Annotated in this window: 17 protein-coding genes; 7 read left to right on the forward strand and 10 right to left on the reverse strand. The window is 62.0% G+C overall.

The genetic code is table 11. From position 1 onward, the window contains the following. The 5 genes from glgB to ACXJ7R_RS07875 all read right to left on the reverse strand — a co-directional run. On the reverse strand, nt 1–1,354 hold a 1,354-nt coding region (glgB, locus tag ACXJ7R_RS07855), incomplete at its 3' end, for a 1,4-alpha-glucan branching enzyme (RefSeq protein ID WP_457151328.1). A gap of 182 nt (nt 1,355–1,536) precedes the next feature. Continuing rightward, nucleotides 1,537–4,005, reverse strand: a complete 2,469-nt coding sequence (locus ACXJ7R_RS07860; protein WP_457151329.1) for a glycogen/starch/alpha-glucan phosphorylase — start codon at nt 4,003–4,005, stop codon at nt 1,537–1,539. Nucleotides 4,006–4,137: 132 nt separating this feature from the next. Beyond that, nucleotides 4,138–4,941, reverse strand: coding sequence for an ATP-binding cassette domain-containing protein (locus ACXJ7R_RS07865; protein WP_457151330.1), 804 nt, complete (start codon nt 4,939–4,941; stop codon nt 4,138–4,140). Further along, nucleotides 4,917–6,035 (reverse strand): ABC transporter permease, encoded by a 1,119-nt coding sequence (locus tag ACXJ7R_RS07870; RefSeq protein WP_457151331.1) that lies wholly within the window; start codon nt 6,033–6,035, stop codon nt 4,917–4,919. Before ACXJ7R_RS07870 ends, ACXJ7R_RS07865 begins: the two co-directional genes overlap by 25 nt. Nucleotides 6,036–6,132: 97 nt before the next feature. Beyond that, on the reverse strand, nt 6,133–7,149 hold the full coding sequence (locus ACXJ7R_RS07875) for a substrate-binding domain-containing protein (RefSeq protein ID WP_457151332.1): 1,017 nt from the start codon (nt 7,147–7,149) through the stop codon (nt 6,133–6,135). 210 nt (nt 7,150–7,359) lie between these two features. Between ACXJ7R_RS07875 and ACXJ7R_RS07880 the strand changes: the two genes are divergently transcribed. From ACXJ7R_RS07880 to ACXJ7R_RS07895, 4 genes are all read left to right on the forward strand, one after another. After that, the gene (locus tag ACXJ7R_RS07880) at nt 7,360–8,586 is read left to right on the forward strand and encodes an ROK family protein (RefSeq protein ID WP_457151333.1); all 1,227 of its coding nucleotides are present in this window, start codon (nt 7,360–7,362) and stop codon (nt 8,584–8,586) included. Further along, entirely contained in the window at nt 8,586–9,032 is a 447-nt protein-coding gene (locus tag ACXJ7R_RS07885) for an RbsD/FucU family protein (protein WP_095089731.1), read from the forward strand. Before ACXJ7R_RS07880 ends, ACXJ7R_RS07885 begins: the two co-directional genes overlap by 1 nt. After that, entirely contained in the window at nt 9,029–9,952 is a 924-nt protein-coding gene (locus ACXJ7R_RS07890) for a carbohydrate kinase family protein (RefSeq protein WP_457151334.1), read from the forward strand. Before ACXJ7R_RS07885 ends, ACXJ7R_RS07890 begins: the two co-directional genes overlap by 4 nt. A gap of 257 nt (nt 9,953–10,209) precedes the next feature. Further along, the gene (locus ACXJ7R_RS07895; protein ID WP_457151335.1) at nt 10,210–11,352 is read left to right on the forward strand and encodes a DegT/DnrJ/EryC1/StrS family aminotransferase; all 1,143 of its coding nucleotides are present in this window, start codon (nt 10,210–10,212) and stop codon (nt 11,350–11,352) included. A 14-nt stretch (nt 11,353–11,366) separates the two neighbouring features. On the opposite strand, the gene cysQ is transcribed toward ACXJ7R_RS07895, so the two are convergent. Genes cysQ through cysD form a run of 3 tightly spaced genes read right to left on the reverse strand, consistent with a single transcriptional unit; the run spans nt 11,367 to nt 15,035 of the window. Further along, nucleotides 11,367–12,179 carry a 3'(2'),5'-bisphosphate nucleotidase CysQ gene (cysQ, locus tag ACXJ7R_RS07900; RefSeq protein WP_457151342.1) on the reverse strand — a complete coding sequence of 271 codons (813 nt, stop codon included), beginning with the start codon at nt 12,177–12,179 and terminating at the stop codon, nt 11,367–11,369. A gap of 10 nt (nt 12,180–12,189) precedes the next feature. Next, the gene (gene cysN / locus ACXJ7R_RS07905; RefSeq protein ID WP_457151336.1) at nt 12,190–14,127 is read right to left on the reverse strand and encodes a sulfate adenylyltransferase subunit CysN; all 1,938 of its coding nucleotides are present in this window, start codon (nt 14,125–14,127) and stop codon (nt 12,190–12,192) included. 2 nt (nt 14,128–14,129) lie between these two features. Then, entirely contained in the window at nt 14,130–15,035 is a 906-nt protein-coding gene (gene cysD / locus ACXJ7R_RS07910) for a sulfate adenylyltransferase subunit CysD (RefSeq protein WP_095089719.1), read from the reverse strand. 138 nt (nt 15,036–15,173) lie between these two features. On the opposite strand from cysD, the gene ACXJ7R_RS07915 reads away from it, so the two are divergent. The 3 genes from ACXJ7R_RS07915 (at nt 15,174) to ACXJ7R_RS07925 (ending at nt 17,786) form a co-directional block, all read left to right on the forward strand. Beyond that, nucleotides 15,174–15,317, forward strand: coding sequence for a hypothetical protein (locus tag ACXJ7R_RS07915; RefSeq protein ID WP_457151337.1), 144 nt, complete (start codon nt 15,174–15,176; stop codon nt 15,315–15,317). Nucleotides 15,318–15,516: 199 nt separating this feature from the next. Further along, nucleotides 15,517–16,842 (forward strand): O-antigen ligase family protein, encoded by a 1,326-nt coding sequence (locus ACXJ7R_RS07920; protein ID WP_457151338.1) that lies wholly within the window; start codon nt 15,517–15,519, stop codon nt 16,840–16,842. Beyond that, nucleotides 16,839–17,786 carry an NAD-dependent epimerase/dehydratase family protein gene (locus tag ACXJ7R_RS07925; protein ID WP_457151339.1) on the forward strand — a complete coding sequence of 316 codons (948 nt, stop codon included), beginning with the start codon at nt 16,839–16,841 and terminating at the stop codon, nt 17,784–17,786. The genes ACXJ7R_RS07920 and ACXJ7R_RS07925 overlap by 4 nt, the downstream gene beginning before the upstream one ends. Nucleotides 17,787–17,835: 49 nt before the next feature. Here the strand turns inward: ACXJ7R_RS07925 and ACXJ7R_RS07930 are convergent, their stop codons facing one another. Further along, nucleotides 17,836–18,375, reverse strand: a complete 540-nt coding sequence (locus ACXJ7R_RS07930; protein ID WP_457151340.1) for a sugar transferase — start codon at nt 18,373–18,375, stop codon at nt 17,836–17,838. Nucleotides 18,376–18,496: 121 nt separating this feature from the next. Further along, a partial coding sequence (locus ACXJ7R_RS07935; RefSeq protein ID WP_457151341.1) for a glycosyltransferase family 2 protein occupies nt 18,497–19,157 on the reverse strand: 661 nt, incomplete at its 5' end.

Below are 19,157 nucleotides of genomic sequence, written 5' to 3' on the forward strand. Positions count from 1 at the left end.
AGCTGACCGCCTCGAGGTTCTCGCGGCCGCCCTTCTCGTTGGGGATCCATTCGCCCTGCTTGCGCGAATAGTCGAGGTAGAGCATCGAGGCGACCGCATCGACGCGAAGCCCGTCGACATGATATTTCTCGGCCCAGAACAACGCGTTGTTGACCAGGAACGACACCACCTCGCGGCGGCCGAAATTGTAGATCGCGGTGTTCCAGTCGGGATGAAAGCCCTTGCGCGGATCGGCGTGCTCATAGAGCGCGGTGCCGTCGAAATGAACGAGGCCGTGCTCGTCGACCGGAAAATGCGCCGGCACCCAGTCGAGGATGACGCCGACGCCGGCGCGGTGAGCGCCATCGACGAAGCKGGCAAAGCCGTCGGGATCGCCGAAGCGGGCCGACGGCGCATAAAGTCCGGTTGTCTGATAACCCCACGACGGATCATAGGGGTGTTCGGAGATCGGCATGAACTCGATGTGGGTGAAGCCGGTCTCGACTGCATAGGGGATCAGCCGGTCGGCCAGTTCGTCCCATGACAGGAACGTGCCGTCGTCGCGAAGTTGCCAGGAACCGGCATGGACCTCGTAGATCGAGATGGCTTCGCGCCGATGATCGGCATTGCGCCAGAAACTGCGATGGGCCTCGTCGCCCCACGGATGGGCCGGCGGCACCGCGGTCACCGAGGCGGTCGCCGGCCGCAATTCGGACTTGAAGGCGAACGGGTCGGCCTTCAGCGGCAGCCTGACGCCATCGGGCCCGATGATCTCGTATTTGTAGGGCCGGCCGGCGCCGATATCGGGAATGAACACTTCCCAGATGCCGGTGTCGCGTCGGTCGCGCATCGAATGCCGGCGGCCGTCCCATTCGTTGAAATCGCCGACCACCGAGACGCGCCGCGCGTTGGGAGCCCAGACGGCGAAATGCACGCCCGTGGCACCCTCATGCTCGATGACATGCGCGCCGATTTTGTCGAACAGCCTCAGATGCGAGCCCTCGGCGATGTAGTAATCGTCCATCGGCCCGAGCACCGGACCGAACGAATAGGGATCCGTCAGCCACCAGTCGCCGCCGGCGTTCCTGGCATGATAGCGCAGCGGCTGACGCTTGCGGATCAACAGCTTGCCTTCGAAAAACCCACCGTCGTCGCGCCTCGACAGTTCACCGGCGATGTTGCCGGTCAGCGTATAGGCGGTGACGAACTCCGCGTGCGGGACAAAGCAGCGGGCAAACAGGCTCTTGCCGACCTCATGAACGCCAAGGATAGCGAAGGGATCGCCATGCGTGCCGGCAACAATCGCCGCGACATCGCTGGCTGCCGCCAGTCCGTCCGGCCCGCTTGTCGCAGCGGTCGCGCGCRGCTTCTTCATCAGGCAGTGTCCCTCCCCGGGCACGACTCTTTGTTCTTGTGCATGTCATTACCCCAAAACCGCTAGGCACTTTTGGGCGACATGCACCAATGTTTGTTTCGTGCCTGTCATTGTCCCAAAACGGCTATGCACTTTGGGCGACATGCAACGAGACCGATTGTTCGCGGCCTCATGCAATCACATCAGACAGGCACGTTCCAGATTTCTTTCGCATATTGGCGGATCGTGCGATCGGAGGAGAACCAGCCGACACGCGCAACGTTGCGGATTGCCTTGGCGTACCAGTCGGGACTGTTGCGCCAGACGGCATCGACTTCGCGCTGCATCGCGGTGTAGGCGTCGAAATCGGCGGCGACCATGAACCAATCGCTCTGATAGAGACCGTTGATCAAGTCGCGGTAACGCTCCGGATCGTCCGGCGAGAAGACGCCCGACGATACGGCGGCGACTGCCTGTGCCAGTTCGGGCGATGCTTCGATCACAGCGCGTGGGTTGTAGCCATTGTTGCGCCGCTCGGCGACCTCGGCAGTGGTCAGGCCGAAGATGAAGATGTTGTCGTCGCCGACGCACTCCTTGATCTCGACATTGGCGCCGTCGAGCGTGCCGATGGTCAGCGCGCCGTTCAGCGCGAACTTCATGTTGCCGGTGCCCGACGCTTCCATGCCGGCGGTCGATATCTGCTCGGATAGGTCGGCAGCCGGCATCATGATCTCGGCCAGGCTGACATTGTAGTTCGGCACGAACACCACCTTCAGCAAACCGCGCACGGCCGGGTCGCGGTTGATGACCTTGGCGACGTCGTTGGCGAGTTTGATGATCAGCTTGGCGTTGTGATAGCTGGGCGCCGCCTTGCCGCCGAAGAACTTTACGCGCGGCATCCAGTCACGCTCGGGGTGCGAGCGGATCTGGTCGTAGAGCGCGATCGCTTCGAGGATGTTCAGGAGCTGGCGCTTGTATTCATGGATGCGCTTGACCTGGATATCGAACAGCGCCGAGGGATCGACCTTGATGCCGAGCCGGTCGGCCACGAGATTGCCCAGCCGCACTTTGTTGGCGCGCTTGACGGCGGCGAACTTGTCGCGAAAGGCGGGATCGTCGGCGAAGGCATCGAGATCCTTGATGGCGTCGATGTCATCGAGAAAACGGTCGCCGATCGCCTCGCGGGAAAGCGACGTCAGCCCGGGATTGCACTGAATCAACCAGCGCCGCGGCGTGATGCCGTTGGTCTTGTTGTTGATGCGATCGGGATAGAGCTTGTGCAGGTCGGCGAACACTGTCTCCTTCATCAGGTCGGTGTGGAGAGCCGAAACGCCGTTGATCGAATGCGAGCCGACAAAGGCCAGGTTGCCCATGCGCACCCGGCGGTCGCCATTTTCCTGGATCAGCGAGATGCGGCTGATCTGCTCGTCCGAGAACTGGTCGGAGGCACGCGCCTCCAGAAGCACTTCGGCATTGATCGCATAGACGATCTGCATGTGGCGCGGCAAAAGCCGCTCGAACAGCGGCACCGGCCAGCTTTCCAGCGCTTCGGGAAGCAGCGTGTGGTTGGTGTAGCCGAAGGTGCGCTTGGTGATGCTCCAGGCCTGGTCGAAGTCCATACCGTGGACGTCCATCAGCAGACGCATCAGCTCCGGCACCGCGATGGCCGGATGGGTGTCATTGAGATGGATCGCCGCCTTGTCGGGCAGCGACTTCAGATCACCATACTGGCTGAGATGGCGCTGGACGATGTCCTGCAGCGAGGCGGTGGAGAAGAAGTACTCTTGCCTGAGCCGCAGCTCCTGCCCGGCCTTGTGCGAATCCGCGGGATAGAGCACGCGTGACAGGGCATCAGCCTTGTTGCTTTCGGCAAGCGCGCCGATGTGGTCGCCGGCATTGAACTTGTCGAGCAGGATCGGATCGACCGGCATGCCCGACCACAGCCGCAGCGTGTTGACGCGGTTGGCCCGCCAGCCGACGACGGGCGTGTCATAGGCGACAGCCAGGACATGCTCGGTCGGCTTCCAGACATGGCGCTCGAGCCGGCCGTCCTTCGAAGTGATCGATTCCACTGAACCGCCGAACCCGACCTCGAAGGAGCGTTCGCGCCGTTCGAACTCCCAGGGGTTGCCGTGATCGAGCCAGGTCTCGGGCAGTTCGACCTGCCAGCCGTCGTGAATCTCCTGGCGGAACATGCCATTGGCGTAGCGGATACCGTAGCCATGCGCGGGAATATCGACGGTCGCCATGCTTTCCATGAAGCAGGCCGCGAGCCGGCCGAGGCCGCCATTGCCAAGTGCCGCATCCGGCTCGAGTGCGGCGATGAGGTCGAGATCGACGCCAAGCGAGGACAAGGCTTCGCGCATATTGTCCATCAGGCCGAGATTGGAGAAGGAGTCGCGCATCAGACGGCCAATGAGGAACTCCAGCGACAGATAGTAGACGCGCTTTTCCTTCTGGTCGTACGCCTCTTTCGTCGCCTGCATCCAGTGATCGACAACACGGTCGCGCACGACCTTGATCGAGGCGGTGAGCCAGTCGTACTGGGTCGCGACGGTGGTATCCTTGCCGACCCTGTATTTGAGGGCCATCAAGACTTCCCTTGCGAGCGTCTGGGGGTCAGGATTTTTGAGCAGTGGCGGGAGGGGTTCGGATGTCATCGCGCTCGTCATGCTGCCTCTCGTGCGGTTGCCATGATCATACCGGCTTTCATAGTTCCTCCCAGCCTATGCTAGCCGATACCGCCGCATATTCAATCGATTTAGGTAAGCTTGCTCCAGCTTACCCTGCGGCAATTTGACAATTCAGGCCGCCAGCGCCGCCTCCGGTGGGGCCTTGGCGCCCGTCATGAAGGCGACGGCATCGGACATGGTATATTGCTTGGGATCGATGACGGCGAGGCGACGGCCGAGGCGATGTATGTGGATGCGGTCGGCCACTTCGAAGACATGCGGCATGTTGTGCGAGATCAGCACGATCGGCAGCCCGCGCCTCTTGACGTCAAGCATCAACTCAAGCACACGGCGGCTTTCCTTGACGCCGAGGGCGGCGGTCGGCTCGTCCATGATGACGACGCGGCTGCCAAAAGCGGCGGCGCGCGCCACCGCTACGCCCTGGCGCTGACCGCCGGAGAGCGTTTCGACGGGCTGGTTGATGTTCTGGATGGTCATCAGCCCCAGTTCGGAGAGCTTTTCACGGGCGATCCTCTGCATCGCCGAGCGGTCGAGCCTTCGCAGCCACTGTCCGACAAAGCCCGGTTTGCGGATCTCGCGGCCGAGGAACATATTGTCGGCGATCGATAACGCTGGGGACAGCGCAAGGTTCTGGTAGACGGTCTCGATGCCGGCCACACGCGCCTCGATCGGTGAGCGGAAATGCACCGGCTGGCCATTGAGTTCGATCGTGCCTGAGTCCGGAATGACCGCCCCACATAGCGCCTTGACCAGCGTCGACTTGCCGGCGCCGTTGTCGCCGATGACAGCGAGGATTTCGCCTGGCAACAGGTCGAAATCGGCATTGTCGAGGGCGACAACCCTGCCGTAGCGCTTATTGAGGCCTCTAGCTTGGAGAACCGGAGTAACGTTCATGCCGAAATTCTCCTGATCCATTGGTCGATGGTGACAGCAACGATGATCAGCACGCCCACGGCGAAGTCCTGCCACAGCAACTCAAGCCCCGAAAGCGCAAGGCCGTTGCGGAAGACGCCGACGATCAAGGCGCCGATCAGCGTTCCGACGATCGAGCCGCGGCCGCCAAACAGGGAGGTGCCGCCGATCACGACAGCGGTGATGGAGTCGAGGTTTGCGGTCTGGCCAGCCTGCGGGCTTACGCCACCGATGCGCCCGATCAGCACCCAGGCGGCGATCGCGCAGATGAAACCGGCGAGCCCGTACACGGCGATCAGGGTCCGTTTGGTGTTGATACCGGCCAGTCTGGCTGCATCCGGATCATCACCAGTGGCGTAGATGTGTCGACCCAACGCCGTTCTGTTCAGCACGTACCAAATAACGAACGCCAGGATCAACATGACCAGCGAACCATAGGTCAGCACCCAGCCTTTCAAAAAGGTCCAGTCGAGCCCGAGCGTTTTTGAGAAGAAATCATAAGGTTTGAAGATCGTACCCGTCCACTGCAGGAATGGCGCCGCCGCCTCCATGTCCTGCTGGCGAATGGTTTCGCTCTGGGAATACCAAACGTTCAGCGCGCCAAAAATGCTCCAGGTGCCAAGCGTGACAATAAAGGGCGGCAAGCGCAGCATCGTCACGATCAGGCCGTTGACGACGCCGCATGCCAGACCGCAGAGCAACCCGAGCGGAAATGCGATCAATACCGGAACGCCGTAGACGACCGCGGTCCGCCCCATCACCACCGAGCACAGGATCATGATAGCGCCGACGGACAGGTCGATTCCGGCCGTAAGGATTATCAGCGTCTGCGCCACACCGAGCACAGCGATGATCGTCACCTGCTGCAGCACCAACGAAAAGTTGAACGGAGCAAAAAACTTGTCCGGCGCTGCAATCGAAAAGATGACCACACCCAACAGCAGAACGAAAAAGGGAATGGACGTGGGAAATTGATGAAGGAAGGCCTGGAGGCGGCGGATCGCGCCGGCATCCGACTCATCAAAACTGGCCAGGGCTTCGGTGGCACCCCTCAGCCCGCGTTCGGCGGTGACCGAACCCGCGGTATCGTCGCTCATCAGGCAATCCTCCCCAACGCCTCGCTGTCAGGGGGCGCCACGTGCGCCCCCTTTGAGTTCTGGACAATAGTCTTCATGGAACGATGTTGAAAGGCGCTCAGCCCCAGCAGAGCTTCAGGCCTTCCTCGACCGAGATCGACGTCACGCCCTCAACCGGCTTGGCTGTAATGAGTTGCGCACCGGTGTCGAGGAAGCCCATCTTCGGGTCGATATCCGGAATCTTGCCCGAGACGATCGCCTCTAGAGCCATCGCCGCCATCTTCAGCGGATACTGCTGGCTGGTCGCGCCGATTACGCCTGCCTGAACGTTCTTCACGCCAGGGCAACCACCGTCGATCGAAACGATCATCACGCTGCCGTCATCCTTGCCTACTGCCTTGAGCGCTTCCCACGCACCGGCCGCGGCGGGCTCGTTGATTGTGTAGACCACGTTTACATCCGGGCACTTCTGCAGCGCGTTCTCCATCGCCGTGCGGCCCTTCTCCTGGTCGCCTTGGCTGATTTCGTGATCGCAGATACGCTTGTCGTCTTCGTCGCCGTATTTRTTGGGATCCTTCACGTCGATCCCGAAGCCCTGCATGAAGCCCTGATCGCGCAGAAAATCGACGGTCGGCTGGTTGGTCGCGAGATCGAGAAATACGATCTTGGCGTCCGCTGCCTTGTCGCCCAGGGTCTTGGCAGCCCACTGACCGATCAGCATGCCGGCCTTGCGGTTATCGGTCGCAAAGGTCGCGTCCGCAGCGTCCATCGGATCGAGCGGCGTATCGAGCACAATCACCTTGAGGCCTGCGTCGCGCGCCTTCTTGATGGTCGGCACAATCGCCTTCGAGTCGCTCGGCACGATGGCAAAACCCTTGGCGCCGGCCGAGATCAGGTTCTCGATCGCCGCCACCTGGCCGTCATTGTCGCCGTCGAACTTGCCGGCGGCGGCGATCAGGGTAACGCCAAGTTCCTTAGCCTTGGCCTGAGCGCCCTCACGCATTTTCACAAAGAACGGATTGGTTTCGGTCTTGGTAATCAGGCCGACGGTATCGGCCGCATACGAGGCGCCTGCCATAGCGCCGTAAAAGGCAAGGCCGGCAACAGCCGCCTTCATGATATTCCATTTACCCATGACTTCCTCCCAGTGATGCATTTTCGGGTGCCGGCCAACCGGCCTCCATGGCATCCACGACATTCTCCCAGCATGGACGCCTTATCGCAACAGACACCAGTCGACGATTGCTGTCAATAATTAAATCACTCTTATTTATTATTGACAGCCTTGCGCCATTCACCCATTCTGACCCAAAAGCAGTGAGGGGAAACGACGGGAGGAACAAAGGTGGAGACCGGCATTGCGAGGCACGGTTCGCCTGAGGTAGCCGAGAGCCGTCTGCACCGTGGCACCAACCAGAGCGGCATGCGGGACCACAACGAGCGGTTGGTGCTCTCGCTGGTGCGCCAGCACGGCAGCCTGGCTAAGTCCGACATCGCCCGCATGACCGGGCTTTCGGCGCAGACGGTTTCGGTCATCATGCGCGAACTGGAGGAAGAAGGCCTTCTGCTGCGGCAGGCGCCGTTGCGCGGCAAGATCGGTCAACCCTCGATCCCGATGGCGCTCAATCCCGACGGCGCCTATTTCATTGGCCTGAAGATCGGCCGCCGCAGCGCCGAACTCGTGCTGATCGACTTCCTTGGCCATGTCCGTTCGATGCTGCAGCATTCCTACCGCTACCCTGCCCCGCATGAGACAGTGGACTTCGTCAGCAACGGCATGCGGCAGATGCGCGGCGAGCTGACGCCCGCGCAGGACAAACGCATCGCCGGGCTGGGCATCGCCATGCCGTTCGAATTGTGGAACTGGGCCGATACTGCCGGCGCCCCGCGCGACGTCATGGACGAATGGCGTCACCGCGACATCAGGGCGGACATCCAAGCGCAGTGCGATTTTCCGGTTTACCTGCAGAACGATGCGACTTCGGCTTGCGGCGCTGAACTCGTCTTCGGCCAGACCGGTGCTGCTCGCGACTTCGTTTATTTTTACATCGGCGCCTTTGCCGGTGGCGGCATCGTGCTGAATGGCCGGCTTTTCGGCGGGCCAACCGGCAATGCCGGAGCACTCGGCTCGATGCCCGTGCCGGGGCCGGATGGCAAGCCGACCCAGCTGATCGATGTGGCGTCCATCGCCATGCTCGAAAAGGCTCTCAATGCGCGCGGCGTCGAGGCTTCGCATCTGTGGACATCGCCGGAAGACTGGGGCGAGATCGGCCCCGAACTCGATGACTGGATTGCCAGCGCCTCGCGGGCGCTCGCCTATGCCATCGTTGCAGCATCCTCGGTCATCGATTTCGAGGCAGCGGTGATCGACGGATGGATGCCGACGGCAGTGCGCCGCCGGCTGGTCGACGCCATCATCGCGGCCATCGCCACGATCGACGGAGAAGGCCTGAAGCTTCCTGCCGTCCGCGAGGGAACCGTCGGCATCCACGCCCGGGCGCTCGGCGGCGCCAGCCTGCCGCTCTCCGAACGCTTCCTGATCGGTTCGACGACGATTTCCAGGAGTGCCTGATGCTGATCGGAATCCCGGCGCTGCTTGGTCCGGAGCTTCTGGCGACATTGCGCGCCATGGGCCATGGCGACGAGATCGCGATTGTCGACGGAAACTATCCGGCAGAAGAGCAGGCCAACCGGCTCATCCGAGCCGACGGTCATCATCTCCTGCCGGTGCTCGACGCGATCTTGAGCGTGCTGCCGGTCGACGATGCCGTGCCAGAGGCGCTGTTCCGCGCCTCGGTCAAGGGAGATCCCTCGCTTGCCGATCCCGTGCATCACGAGATCGAGGCGCTGTGCGCAAAACGCGCGCCCGGTCGCAAGGTGGTTGCGCTGGCCGGCGCCGACTTCTATGCACGGGTCAAATCGGCGCATGCCATCGTCGCGACAAGCGAGCCTCGGCTCTACGCCAACATCATCATCCGCAAGGGCGTGATCTATCCGCCGGAGACCAGGAAGCCATGATCCTCTGCTGCGGCGAAGCCCTCATCGATATGCTGCCGCGCACGACGACCAACGGCGAGCCGGCCTTTGCCCCCTATGTCGGCGGCGCCGTGTTCAACACGGCCATCGCGCTCGGGCGGCTGGGCGCGCCGGCCGGGTTCTTTTCCGGCCTGTCGTCGGATCTGTTCGGCGGTCAGTTCAGGGATGCGCTTGGGGCGAGCAAGGTCAGTTCCACCTATGCGCACACGTCACCACGGCCAACGACACTTGCTTTCGTCAAGCTGGACAACGGCCAGGCGACCTACACATTCTATGATGAAAACACCGCCGGCCGCATGCTGACCGTCGACGACCTGCCGCAGCTTGGCAACGAGATCGAGGCCATGCTGTTTGGCGCCATCAGCCTGATCTCCGAGCCAGCCGGCACTGCCTATGAGGAGTTCATGAAGCGCGAGCATGACAGCCGCGTCATGATGCTCGACCCCAACATCAGGCCGAACTTCATCCCTGACAAGGCCAAGCACCTCAGGCGCATCCGCGCCATGATGGCGATGGCCGATATCGTGAAACTGTCGGATGAAGACCTGAACTGGTTCGGCGAAGCTGGCTCGCACGAGGATGTCATCCGCAACTGGCTCGACCGCGGCCCGAAGCTGATCGTCGTCACGCATGGCAGCGAAGGCGCAATCGGGTACACCAAGGAACACGCCGTCACGGTGATGACGGAGAAGGTCAAGGTGGTCGACACGGTCGGCGCCGGCGACACGTTCAATGCCGGCATCCTCGCTTCGCTGCAGGAACAAGGCCTGCTGACAAAGACGGCAATCGCCGGCCTTTCGCAGGACGCCATCGGCAAGGCACTGGCGCTTGGCAACAAGGCGGCGGCAGTGACCGTCTCGCGGGCCGGCGCCAATCCGCCCTGGCGGCATGAGATCGCCTGACCAGGTCTCGAAGGGCTCAAGAGAGATCGGGCTTCCCGATCACTTTATGTTTCGCAGGGCCGATCTCAGGGATTATCAAGGTAGGATCGGGCCCGACGAAGGCCGGATTTCCGGCATCTCGCGAAGGACACGCCGGAAAATACAGGTAACAGACTGCGACACTTGCGCAATTCGCGGTTTTGCTGCTGCGGCTTTCTCGCCCGGCACAACTCTGATACCAGCGGCCGGTTATCTGGCTAACCCGTTTTGAGGCCGACATGCAGTTCATCGATCTTGGCGCGCAGCGCGAACGAATCCGCGACCGGCTGAAGGCCGCGATCGACCGTGTCGTCGAAGAAGGCCGCTATATACTCGGCCCGCAAGTCACCGAATTCGAGAACAAGCTCGCCGCCTATGTCGGCACCAAGCATGTCGTGGCCTGCGCCAACGGCACCGATGCGCTGCTGTTGCCGCTGTTTGCGGCCGGCGTCGGCCCGGGTGACGCGGTGTTCGTGCCAAGCTTCACTTTCGCCGCCACCGCAGAGGTGGTGGCGTTGGCCAAGGCGGAGCCGGTGTTCGTCGATGTCGACCCGCATAGCTACAACATCGACATTGCCAGCCTCGAGGCCGCCATCGCCATGATCAAGAAGGAAGGCCGGCTGAAGCCGAAGGCGATCATTCCCGTCGATCTGTTCGGCCTTGCCGCTGATTACGATGCCATCATGGCGATCGCCAACCGCGAAGGGCTGATGGTCATCGAGGATGCCGCACAGTCGATGGGCGGCTCAAGCGACGGCAAGATGTGCGGCTCGTTCGGCGCGGTCGGCTCGACCAGCTTCTACCCGGCAAAGCCGCTCGGCTGCTATGGCGACGGCGGCGCGATGTTCACCAATGACGATGCGCTGGCCGAGCAGCTCAGGTCGTTCGCCTTCCACGGCAAGGGCGAGACGCAGTACGACAATGTCCGCGTCGGCATCAATTCGCGGCTCGACACCCTACAGGCGGCGATCCTGATCGAGAAGCTGGCCATCCTCGAAGACGAGATGGTGGCCCGCCAGGTGGTGGCCAACCGCTACGCCGAAGGGCTTGGCGATATCGTCACCGCGGCCCGCAATCTGAACGGCAGCCGGTCGGCCTGGGCACAGTATGCGATCGAGACGCCCAAGCGCGACGGGCTGAAGGCGCATCTCGGCGAAAAGGGCATTCCGTCGGTCATCTATTATGTGAAGCCGCTGCATACCCAAGTCGCTTATCGCGACTACCCGCGCACGCCGACCGGCCTTGCCGTGTCGGAGGACCTGCCGAAGCGGATCCTGTGCCTGCCGATGCACCCCTATCTCAGCCAAGCCGACCAGGACCGGATCATCGAGACGATCCGCAACTATATCGGCTCGAATTCGGCGCAGGCCGCAGCCGAGTAAGCTGCCGGCCCGCCTCAGCTGCGGCTGGCCTCGCCTGCCCTGCCGCCGGCGCCAACCTTGCCACTGGCAATGAAATGCGGATTGGCGAAATCCTCGTCATCTCTCTGCTTGCGCTTGCCGTAGACCAGGGGCTGGCCGTCAAGCGTGCGCGTCATGCCGCCGGCCGCGCGCAGCACGGCATCGCCCGCCGCCGTGTCCCATTCCATGGTGCGGCCGAAGCGCGGATAGACATCCGCTTCGGCGCTGGCAAGAAGGCAGAATTTCAAGGACGAGCCGACCGAGACGATCTCGGCAGCACCGAGGTCGCGAATATAGGCCTCGGTTTCCGGTGTGTTGTGGGAGCGGCTGGCGACGACGGCCAATGGTTCCACGGCCGTCCGCACCGAGATCGGCCGGCGGCCTGTGATCCGGTAGTCGTTGTCGACCTCGATGGCTTCCGCCCTGCCGGGCCGGCCCGAAAAAAAACGGCCGCTGCATGGAGCGAAGACGACACCGACTTCCGGTACGCCATGGCGGACCAGCGCGATATTGACGGTGAAATCGGTACGGCGGTTGACGAATTCCTTAGTGCCGTCGAGCGGATCGATGAGAAAGAAAGCGCCATGCAGGTCCGGCGGCACGATGCCGGCGGATGCTTCCTCCTCGGCTACGCAGGGGATGTCGGGAAACGCGGCGCGCAGCCCGGCGAGAATGATCTTCTCGCTCTCACGGTCCGCCTCGGTCACCGGCGAGGCGTCGGACTTGCGGTCGACCGCGCAGCCGGCATGGAAGACACGCATGACCTCGCGGCCGGCGGCCAGGGCCAGCCGCTCGAAGATTTCGAGCATCAGCATGTCGTCAGATGCCGCCGCCGTTGTCGTATTGGTCTTCGGCAATGTCGCGCTCGTTCAGCCAGTGTTCCAGGGCGTCTACCATCTGTTCGGCCGATTTGCCGAGCGTCTGCAGATGGATTTCCGGTTTTTCCGGCGCTTCGTAGGGTGAATCCACGCCAGTGAAGTTCTTGATCTCGCCATTCAGCGCGCGGGCATAGAGGCCCTTCGGGTCGCGCCTGGCGCATTCCTCGAAGGGCGTGTCAACAAACACCTCGATGAATTCGCCGTCGGCCATCAATTCGCGCGCCATGCGCCGCTCGGCGCTGAACGGCGAAATGAACGAGACAATGACAATCAATCCGGCATCGGCCATCAAACGCGCCACTTCGGCGACGCGGCGGATGTTCTCGACGCGATCGGCGTCGGTGAAACCAAGATCGCGGTTGAGGCCATGACGGACGTTGTCGCCGTCCAGGATATAGGTATGGCGGCCGGTGGCGAACAGCTTCTTCTCGAACAGGTTGGCGATGGTCGACTTGCCGGAGCCCGACAGTCCGGTGAACCAGAACACGGCGGGCCGCTGGTTCTTCATGTCGGCGCGGACGCGCTTGCCGACATCGAGCGATTGCCAATGGATGTTCTCGGCCCGGCGCAGCGAATGCAGGATCATGCCGGCGCCGACCGTGGCGTTGCTGATGCGGTCGATCAGGATGAAGGCGCCGGTGGTGCGGTTCTCGGCGAAGGTATCGAAGGCGATCGGCGTCCGCGTCGAGATGTTGCAAATGCCGACCTCGTTCATGTCAAGCGACTTGGCCGCCTCATGGGCGAAGTCGTTGACGTTGATCCGGTACTTCAGGTCGGTGACGGTGGCGCTGGTCTGATCGGTCTCGGTGCGCAGGATGTAGGAACGGCCGGGCAGCAACGCATGCTCGTCGAACCAGACGATGTTGGCGGCGAACTGGTCGGCGACCTGCGGCCGTGCGGCCGGCGAAACCAGCATGTTGCCGCGCGAGATCTCGACCTCGTCGTCAAGGACGAGCGTTATGGCCTGGCCGGCGGCCGCCTGGGCCAGGTCGCCGCCATAGGAGACGATCCGCTTGACGCGCGAGGATTTGCCGGACTTGGCGACGACGACCTCGTCACCGGGTGCAACCGAACCGGACGCGATCGTGCCGGCAAAGCCGCGAAAGTCGAGATTGGGGCGGTTGACATACTGGACCGGGAAACGGAACGGCAGTTCGACCACTGCTTCCTCGACCGAGACGGTTTCGAGATGCTCGATCAGCGTCGGACCGGAATACCATGCCATGCTGTCCGAGCGGCTGGTGACGTTGTCGCCGTAGCGGGCTGACATCGGGATCGGCACGATGGTCTGGAACCCGAGATCGCGCGAGAATTGCCCGTAGGCCTCGGTGATGCGTTCGAAGACCGCCTGGTCGAACCCGACGAGATCGATCTTGTTGACGGCCAGCACGATGTGCCGGATGCCGAGCAGCGAGGCGATGATCGAGTGACGTCTCGTCTGCGGCAATACCCCTTGCCGGGCATCGATCAGCACGATCGCCAGGTCGGCGGTCGAGGCGCCGGTCGCCATGTTGCGCGTGTATTGTTCGTGGCCGGGCGTGTCGGCAACGATGAACTTGCGCTTCGGCGTGGCGAAGAAGCGGTAGGCGACGTCGATGGTAATGCCTTGCTCGCGCTCGGCTTCGAGACCATCGACCAGGAGCGCGAAATCGATGTCGTCGCCGGTCGTGCCGTGTTTGCGCGAATCGCGTTCGAGCGCGGCGAGCTGGTCCTCGAAAATCTGCTTGGTGTCCGAAAGCAGGCGCCCGATCAGCGTCGACTTGCCGTCATCGACCGAACCGCAGGTCAGGAAACGCAGCAGCGACTTCTTCTCCTGCGCCGCCAGGTAGTCGCGGACGCCGTCGGTGGGTGCGAGGCTCTTTGCCATGATGTGGCGCATGGTCAGAAATACCCCTCGCGCTTCTTCTTTTCCATAGAGCCAGCTTCATCGCGGTCTATCAGGCGACCCTGCCGTTCGGAGGTGCGCGCGGTCAGCATTTCGCCGACGATAGCTTCCAGCGTGTCGGCATCCGATTCGATGGCGCCGGTCAGCGGATAGCAGCCGAGCGTGCGGAACCGCACAAGCCGGTTCTCCACCGTCTCGCCGGGACGCAGTTTCATGCGCTCGTCGTCCCGCAGGATCAGCATGCCGTCGCGCTCGACCACCGGCCGCTGCTTGGCGAAATAGAGCGGCACGATCGGGATGTTTTCCTGCAGAATATACTGCCAGATGTCGAGCTCGGTCCAATTCGACAGCGGGAAGACGCGGATCGATTCGCCCGATGCGATGCGGGTGTTGAATATCTTCCACATCTCGGGCCGCTGGTTCTTCGGGTCCCACACGTGCTGCGCGTTGCGGAAGGAGAATATGCGCTCCTTGGCGCGCGATTTCTCCTCGTCGCGACGGGCGCCGCCAAAGGCCGCGTCGAAACCGTATTTGTCGAGCGCCTGTCGCAACGCCACGGTCTTCATCACATGGGTGTGGGTGTTCGAACCGTGATCGAACGGATTGATGTTATCGCGCACGCCGTCTTCATTGACATGAACCAGCAGATCGAAACCGAGTTTCTGCGCCATCTGATCGCGAAAAGCGATCATCTCGCGGAACTTCCATGTCGTGTCGACGTGGAGGAAAGGGAATGGCGGCTTGGCGGGATAAAACGCCTTCATCGCCAGATGCATCAGCACCGAAGAGTCCTTGCCAACGGAATAGAGCATGACCGGCTTGGCGAAGGCAGCCGCAACCTCGCGGAAGATATGGATGGACTCGGCTTCAAGCCGTTGAAGATGCGTAAGCGCAATGGTCATGGACTGTAAGCGTTCTTTCGTGCCTTCCGACAGAAGACCTTGCCTCAAATCATCGGGCTTTTTGCGCCCGGTTCAAGCCTTGCTTCTGGACAATCTCTCTCGTGCCGGCGTTCTAGCAGATCGCCGTTGGAGAGAACAATGCTGGACTGGCCCCGCGGCGTACGGTTCGGGAATGAATTTTCCATGGGCGCGGCAAAACCCGGAAATTTCTGCTCACAGGGCAAGCCGCTAGGAAAAGCGGGGGAAAATATTGCCTGGCTGAACATGCAAATTGCAACGTGAATGCCTCAGCCAGGCCACCGTCGGTGGCCATCGATTTCTGGCGGCAATCCCACCTTGCCGCACTATCGAAAAAAGGGCCAAGCCGCTATACCGGCTGCTGAAGACGAGCACGACGCATGATGGAACACGTGCTATTTCGAGGCGATATCCGTTGCCGCCGACGACACCTATCGCTCCCAGAGAATTGTGACCTAGAGCATTGAACCGGTTTTCATCGATAAGACAGCAATTCACTGCCTCGCGGGTGAATGTCTACTTCTCCATCCTTTGCTTCTTTTTTCCACCGGTTCTGGGATCGTTGGTCAGTTTTGTGTTCAATGGCGGAGCCCTCGCCTCCCTCGCGCTGATTGCCGCCGGGAAAAGGCGCTTCAACATCGACCGGCCCGTGATCTGGCTGACGGTCGCGATCTATGCCTATTGCGCGGCAAATCTCATGGCTTCCATCGTCAACAACGCGTTGGTCAGAGATGCGCCACACCTGATCCCGCTCGTTACCTTCCTGTTTTTCCCAATCTCCTATTCGACCTGGAGCATCACGCAGAAAGCCACGCTTGCCCGTACCATCGTGCTCAGCAGCATGGCCGCCTGTTTTGTCGCGCTGCTGATGGCCGTCATCCAGCAATATTGGATTGGGGTCAGGGCCGAGGGCGGGGCCGGCAATCCGATCGTCTTCGCAACCGTCGTCTGCCTTGCCGTGGTGGTCTGCGTGGCCGGTGCCTTGTCAGGCATAGAGCGAGCCCGGAACCCCCTCTTCTACGCCGCACTGGCCGGGACGATCGCCATCATCTATTCCGGTTCGCGTATTGTCTGGCTGGCGCTGCTGATTGCCGGCATCGCTGTTCTTTTGATCAACCATCAGAGGCTCAGAGGCAGGAATGCCGTTCGCGTGCTGCTGCTGCTGACGGCAGTCGGTGTCGTCATCGCGGCTTTCGGCTCCCAGGCGATATCCGGGCGCGTCGACTTTCTGCGCTCGGATTTGGATGCGCTTGGGACCCACGACAACTACGACACCTCGTTGGGGATACGTGTTGCCCTTTGGGACATCGGCCTCAAGGCATTCCATGACATGCCGGTGTTCGGACATGGTGTGGGCGCGAGCCAGCTTTTGATCAAGCAGGGCTTTCATGACCAGTTCGCAATGGACACAGGCTTCAACCATTTCCACAACGGCTTCCTGACCGCCCTGGTGCAAGCAGGAATTCTGGGCGCCGTGACACTGGCGGCGATCTTTGTCATTGCTGCTGGAAATGCCGTCCGGGTCTTGCGAAACAGCGGCGATCCGGTCGAGCGGTTCGGCGCGACCATGATTGTCATCGTCGTGATCACCTATCTCACAGCCGGGATGACGGGGATCCTGATCGGCCATGACATTTTGGACTCGGTGCTGATGGTCTTCCTGGTGTGCGGGACATATCTTGCCTCTGGACGTCAGGCTCCATTGGCGGAAGGACAGGCACTTCCAACAGTGACGGAAGAGCAGGCGCTTCCAGCCGCCACCCAAGAGCTGTCACGAGCAGGGCAATGAGAGTCTTGGTGACAGGTGCAACGGGTTTCATCGGACGTCTTGTCGTGCACCACCTTCGCGACGCCGGTGGCGAGCTTCGCCTCGCCTCCCGTCACCCGGAGAGGCTGGGTTCTGGAAGCGAAGCTGTGGCTATGCCCGGTTTCGATGCGCCTGCCGCGGCCTTCCTGGCGCTGACCAGGGATGTGACCCATGTCGTCCATTGCGCCGGCCTCAACAATGATCAGGGCGACGCCACCGAAGCCGATTATCGGGCGGCCAATGTGGAATTGAGCGCGCGGCTGGCGCAGGCAGCGGCCGCGCAGGCCAGCGGACGTTTCATCCACCTCTCCTCGATCCGGGCCGTGATCGGCGCACGCGTCAGCGCGACGATCGACGAGAACACGCTTCCTGCCCCGCAATGCGACTATGGGCGCTCGAAGCGCGAAGCCGAAATCAAGGTTCTCAACGCCTATGCGTCGCACGGCCGTTCCGATGCCGCCGTTTTGCGCCTGCCTCCGGTCTATGGAAGCGGCATGAAGGGAAACCTGTCGACGCTGATGCGAATGGCTGACACGGCGCTGCCGCTGCCGACAGGCGCCTTGACGGGAATCCGCTCGCTGATGTCCTCCGAAGCCGCGGCGCGAGCGGTGTCACACCTGCTGAGCCATTCGGAACCGCTTCACCCGATCTATGTCGGCGCCGATGTGCCACCGGTCACACTCGCTGCCATCATTGCCGCCTTTCGCAGGGGTTTCGGACGGCCGACGCGCCTGATCACGGTGCCGGCCGGCATGATGCAGCCGGCCGCATCCGTGCTAGGCAAGCGGGCGTTTTGGGACAGCATGACCGCGACGCAGATATGCGATCCTTCGCTGCTGATATCGCAGGGCTGGGCACCGGAAACCGGTACGCTGGAGCGGCTGGCCGACCTGGCGCGGCTCCGTGAACGTCGACCTCTCGCTTGACCATGACCTCTTCCCAAAACCGGCTTCGGTTTTTGGGATCATGGCCTGCTCAGCTTCGATAGAGCGTCCCAAACAGGATCCGAAGGTCGAGCCAGAACGATGCCGTGCTGAGATAGGCGGCATCGGTTTTGGCCAAAAGCTCGGGGTTCGACATGTCGATGCCCCTGATCTGGGCCAGACCCGTTATGCCCGGAAGTGCCACCAAGACCCCTAGTCGCCTTCGACACTCGATCAATTCCGTTTGCGTCGGCAGACAGGGACGCGGCCCAACCAGGCTCATCTCGCCCTTCAGAACGTTCCAGAACTGGGGTAGTTCRTCGAGTTTGAACTTCCGCAAGACCTTGCCAACCGAGGTGACGGAGTTCGTAGGCGCCTCGTGCGTGGGCAATGACGGCGTTCCAACATACATCGTGCGCAATTTGTGACAGCGAAAAAGCAGGCCGTCGCGACCGACCCGCGTCTGCGAAAAAATGGCCGGACCGGGTGATGATGCGCGAACAGCAAGGAAGGCGAGCACCAGAACAGGCGATGTGACCACCAGCAGCAGAGCCGCGCCGGCAAGATCGAAGATTTGCTTGGTTGCCTTCATGAACGGCCGATAGCGCTCCCTGCCAAAGCCCCGAGACAACGCCGCAGACGAAGCCCGTCAATACGGTCGACGTAGCATGAGGTCATCTCCTGGCCAAGCACACCATGCAACCGTTCGATGCTCAGATGCGTCCGAGGATAAATGCGAGATAGAGCCCCAGGGTGCCGGCAAGTGTCTGCCGATAGACACCGCTTTTGCGCAAGCCGCCCAAACGCTGGAAAAGATTGCCCTGCCGCCCTTTTGTGAACAGATCGACGCACGCCGCTGCATCCTCGGTCAGCAGGTCGCGGTTGACGGCAAGTCCGTCAAGATTGCGATCCGTCCAGCCGGCAAAGTCGCCCTTGAACAGACGGCCAAGCCGGGAAATCCTCGCCCTCCACGACACGTTGGCGCCAACCAGGTTTGCCGCATGCTGGCGGTAGCGCACCAGCGGCCGTGGATCGTAGCGGACGATGCCGCCGGCGGCGGTCACGATGAGATAGGCCCACCAGTCGTGGCTGACGAACTCGGTTTGCGCTGAGGCCCTGGCCAGCAGGTCGCGGGCCGCGGCGTTGAGCAGGATGGTGTTGCCGCCGGCGATGCTTTGCACAAGCGCGTTGCGAAAGGATGGCGACCGGCGAAACAGCGGCGAATGGCCGACGAGGCTTCCGGATTCGGTCATGGTCGCGGTTCGCGAGCAAAACATCAGCGGGATTTTTGCGTCATAAGCCTGCATCCAGCGGACAGCGCTCTCCAGCCGGTCGGGCTCCCAGATATCGTCCTGGTCACAGAAGGCATAGCAG

It is taken from the genome of Mesorhizobium sp. P5_C1, from assembly GCF_054049815.1.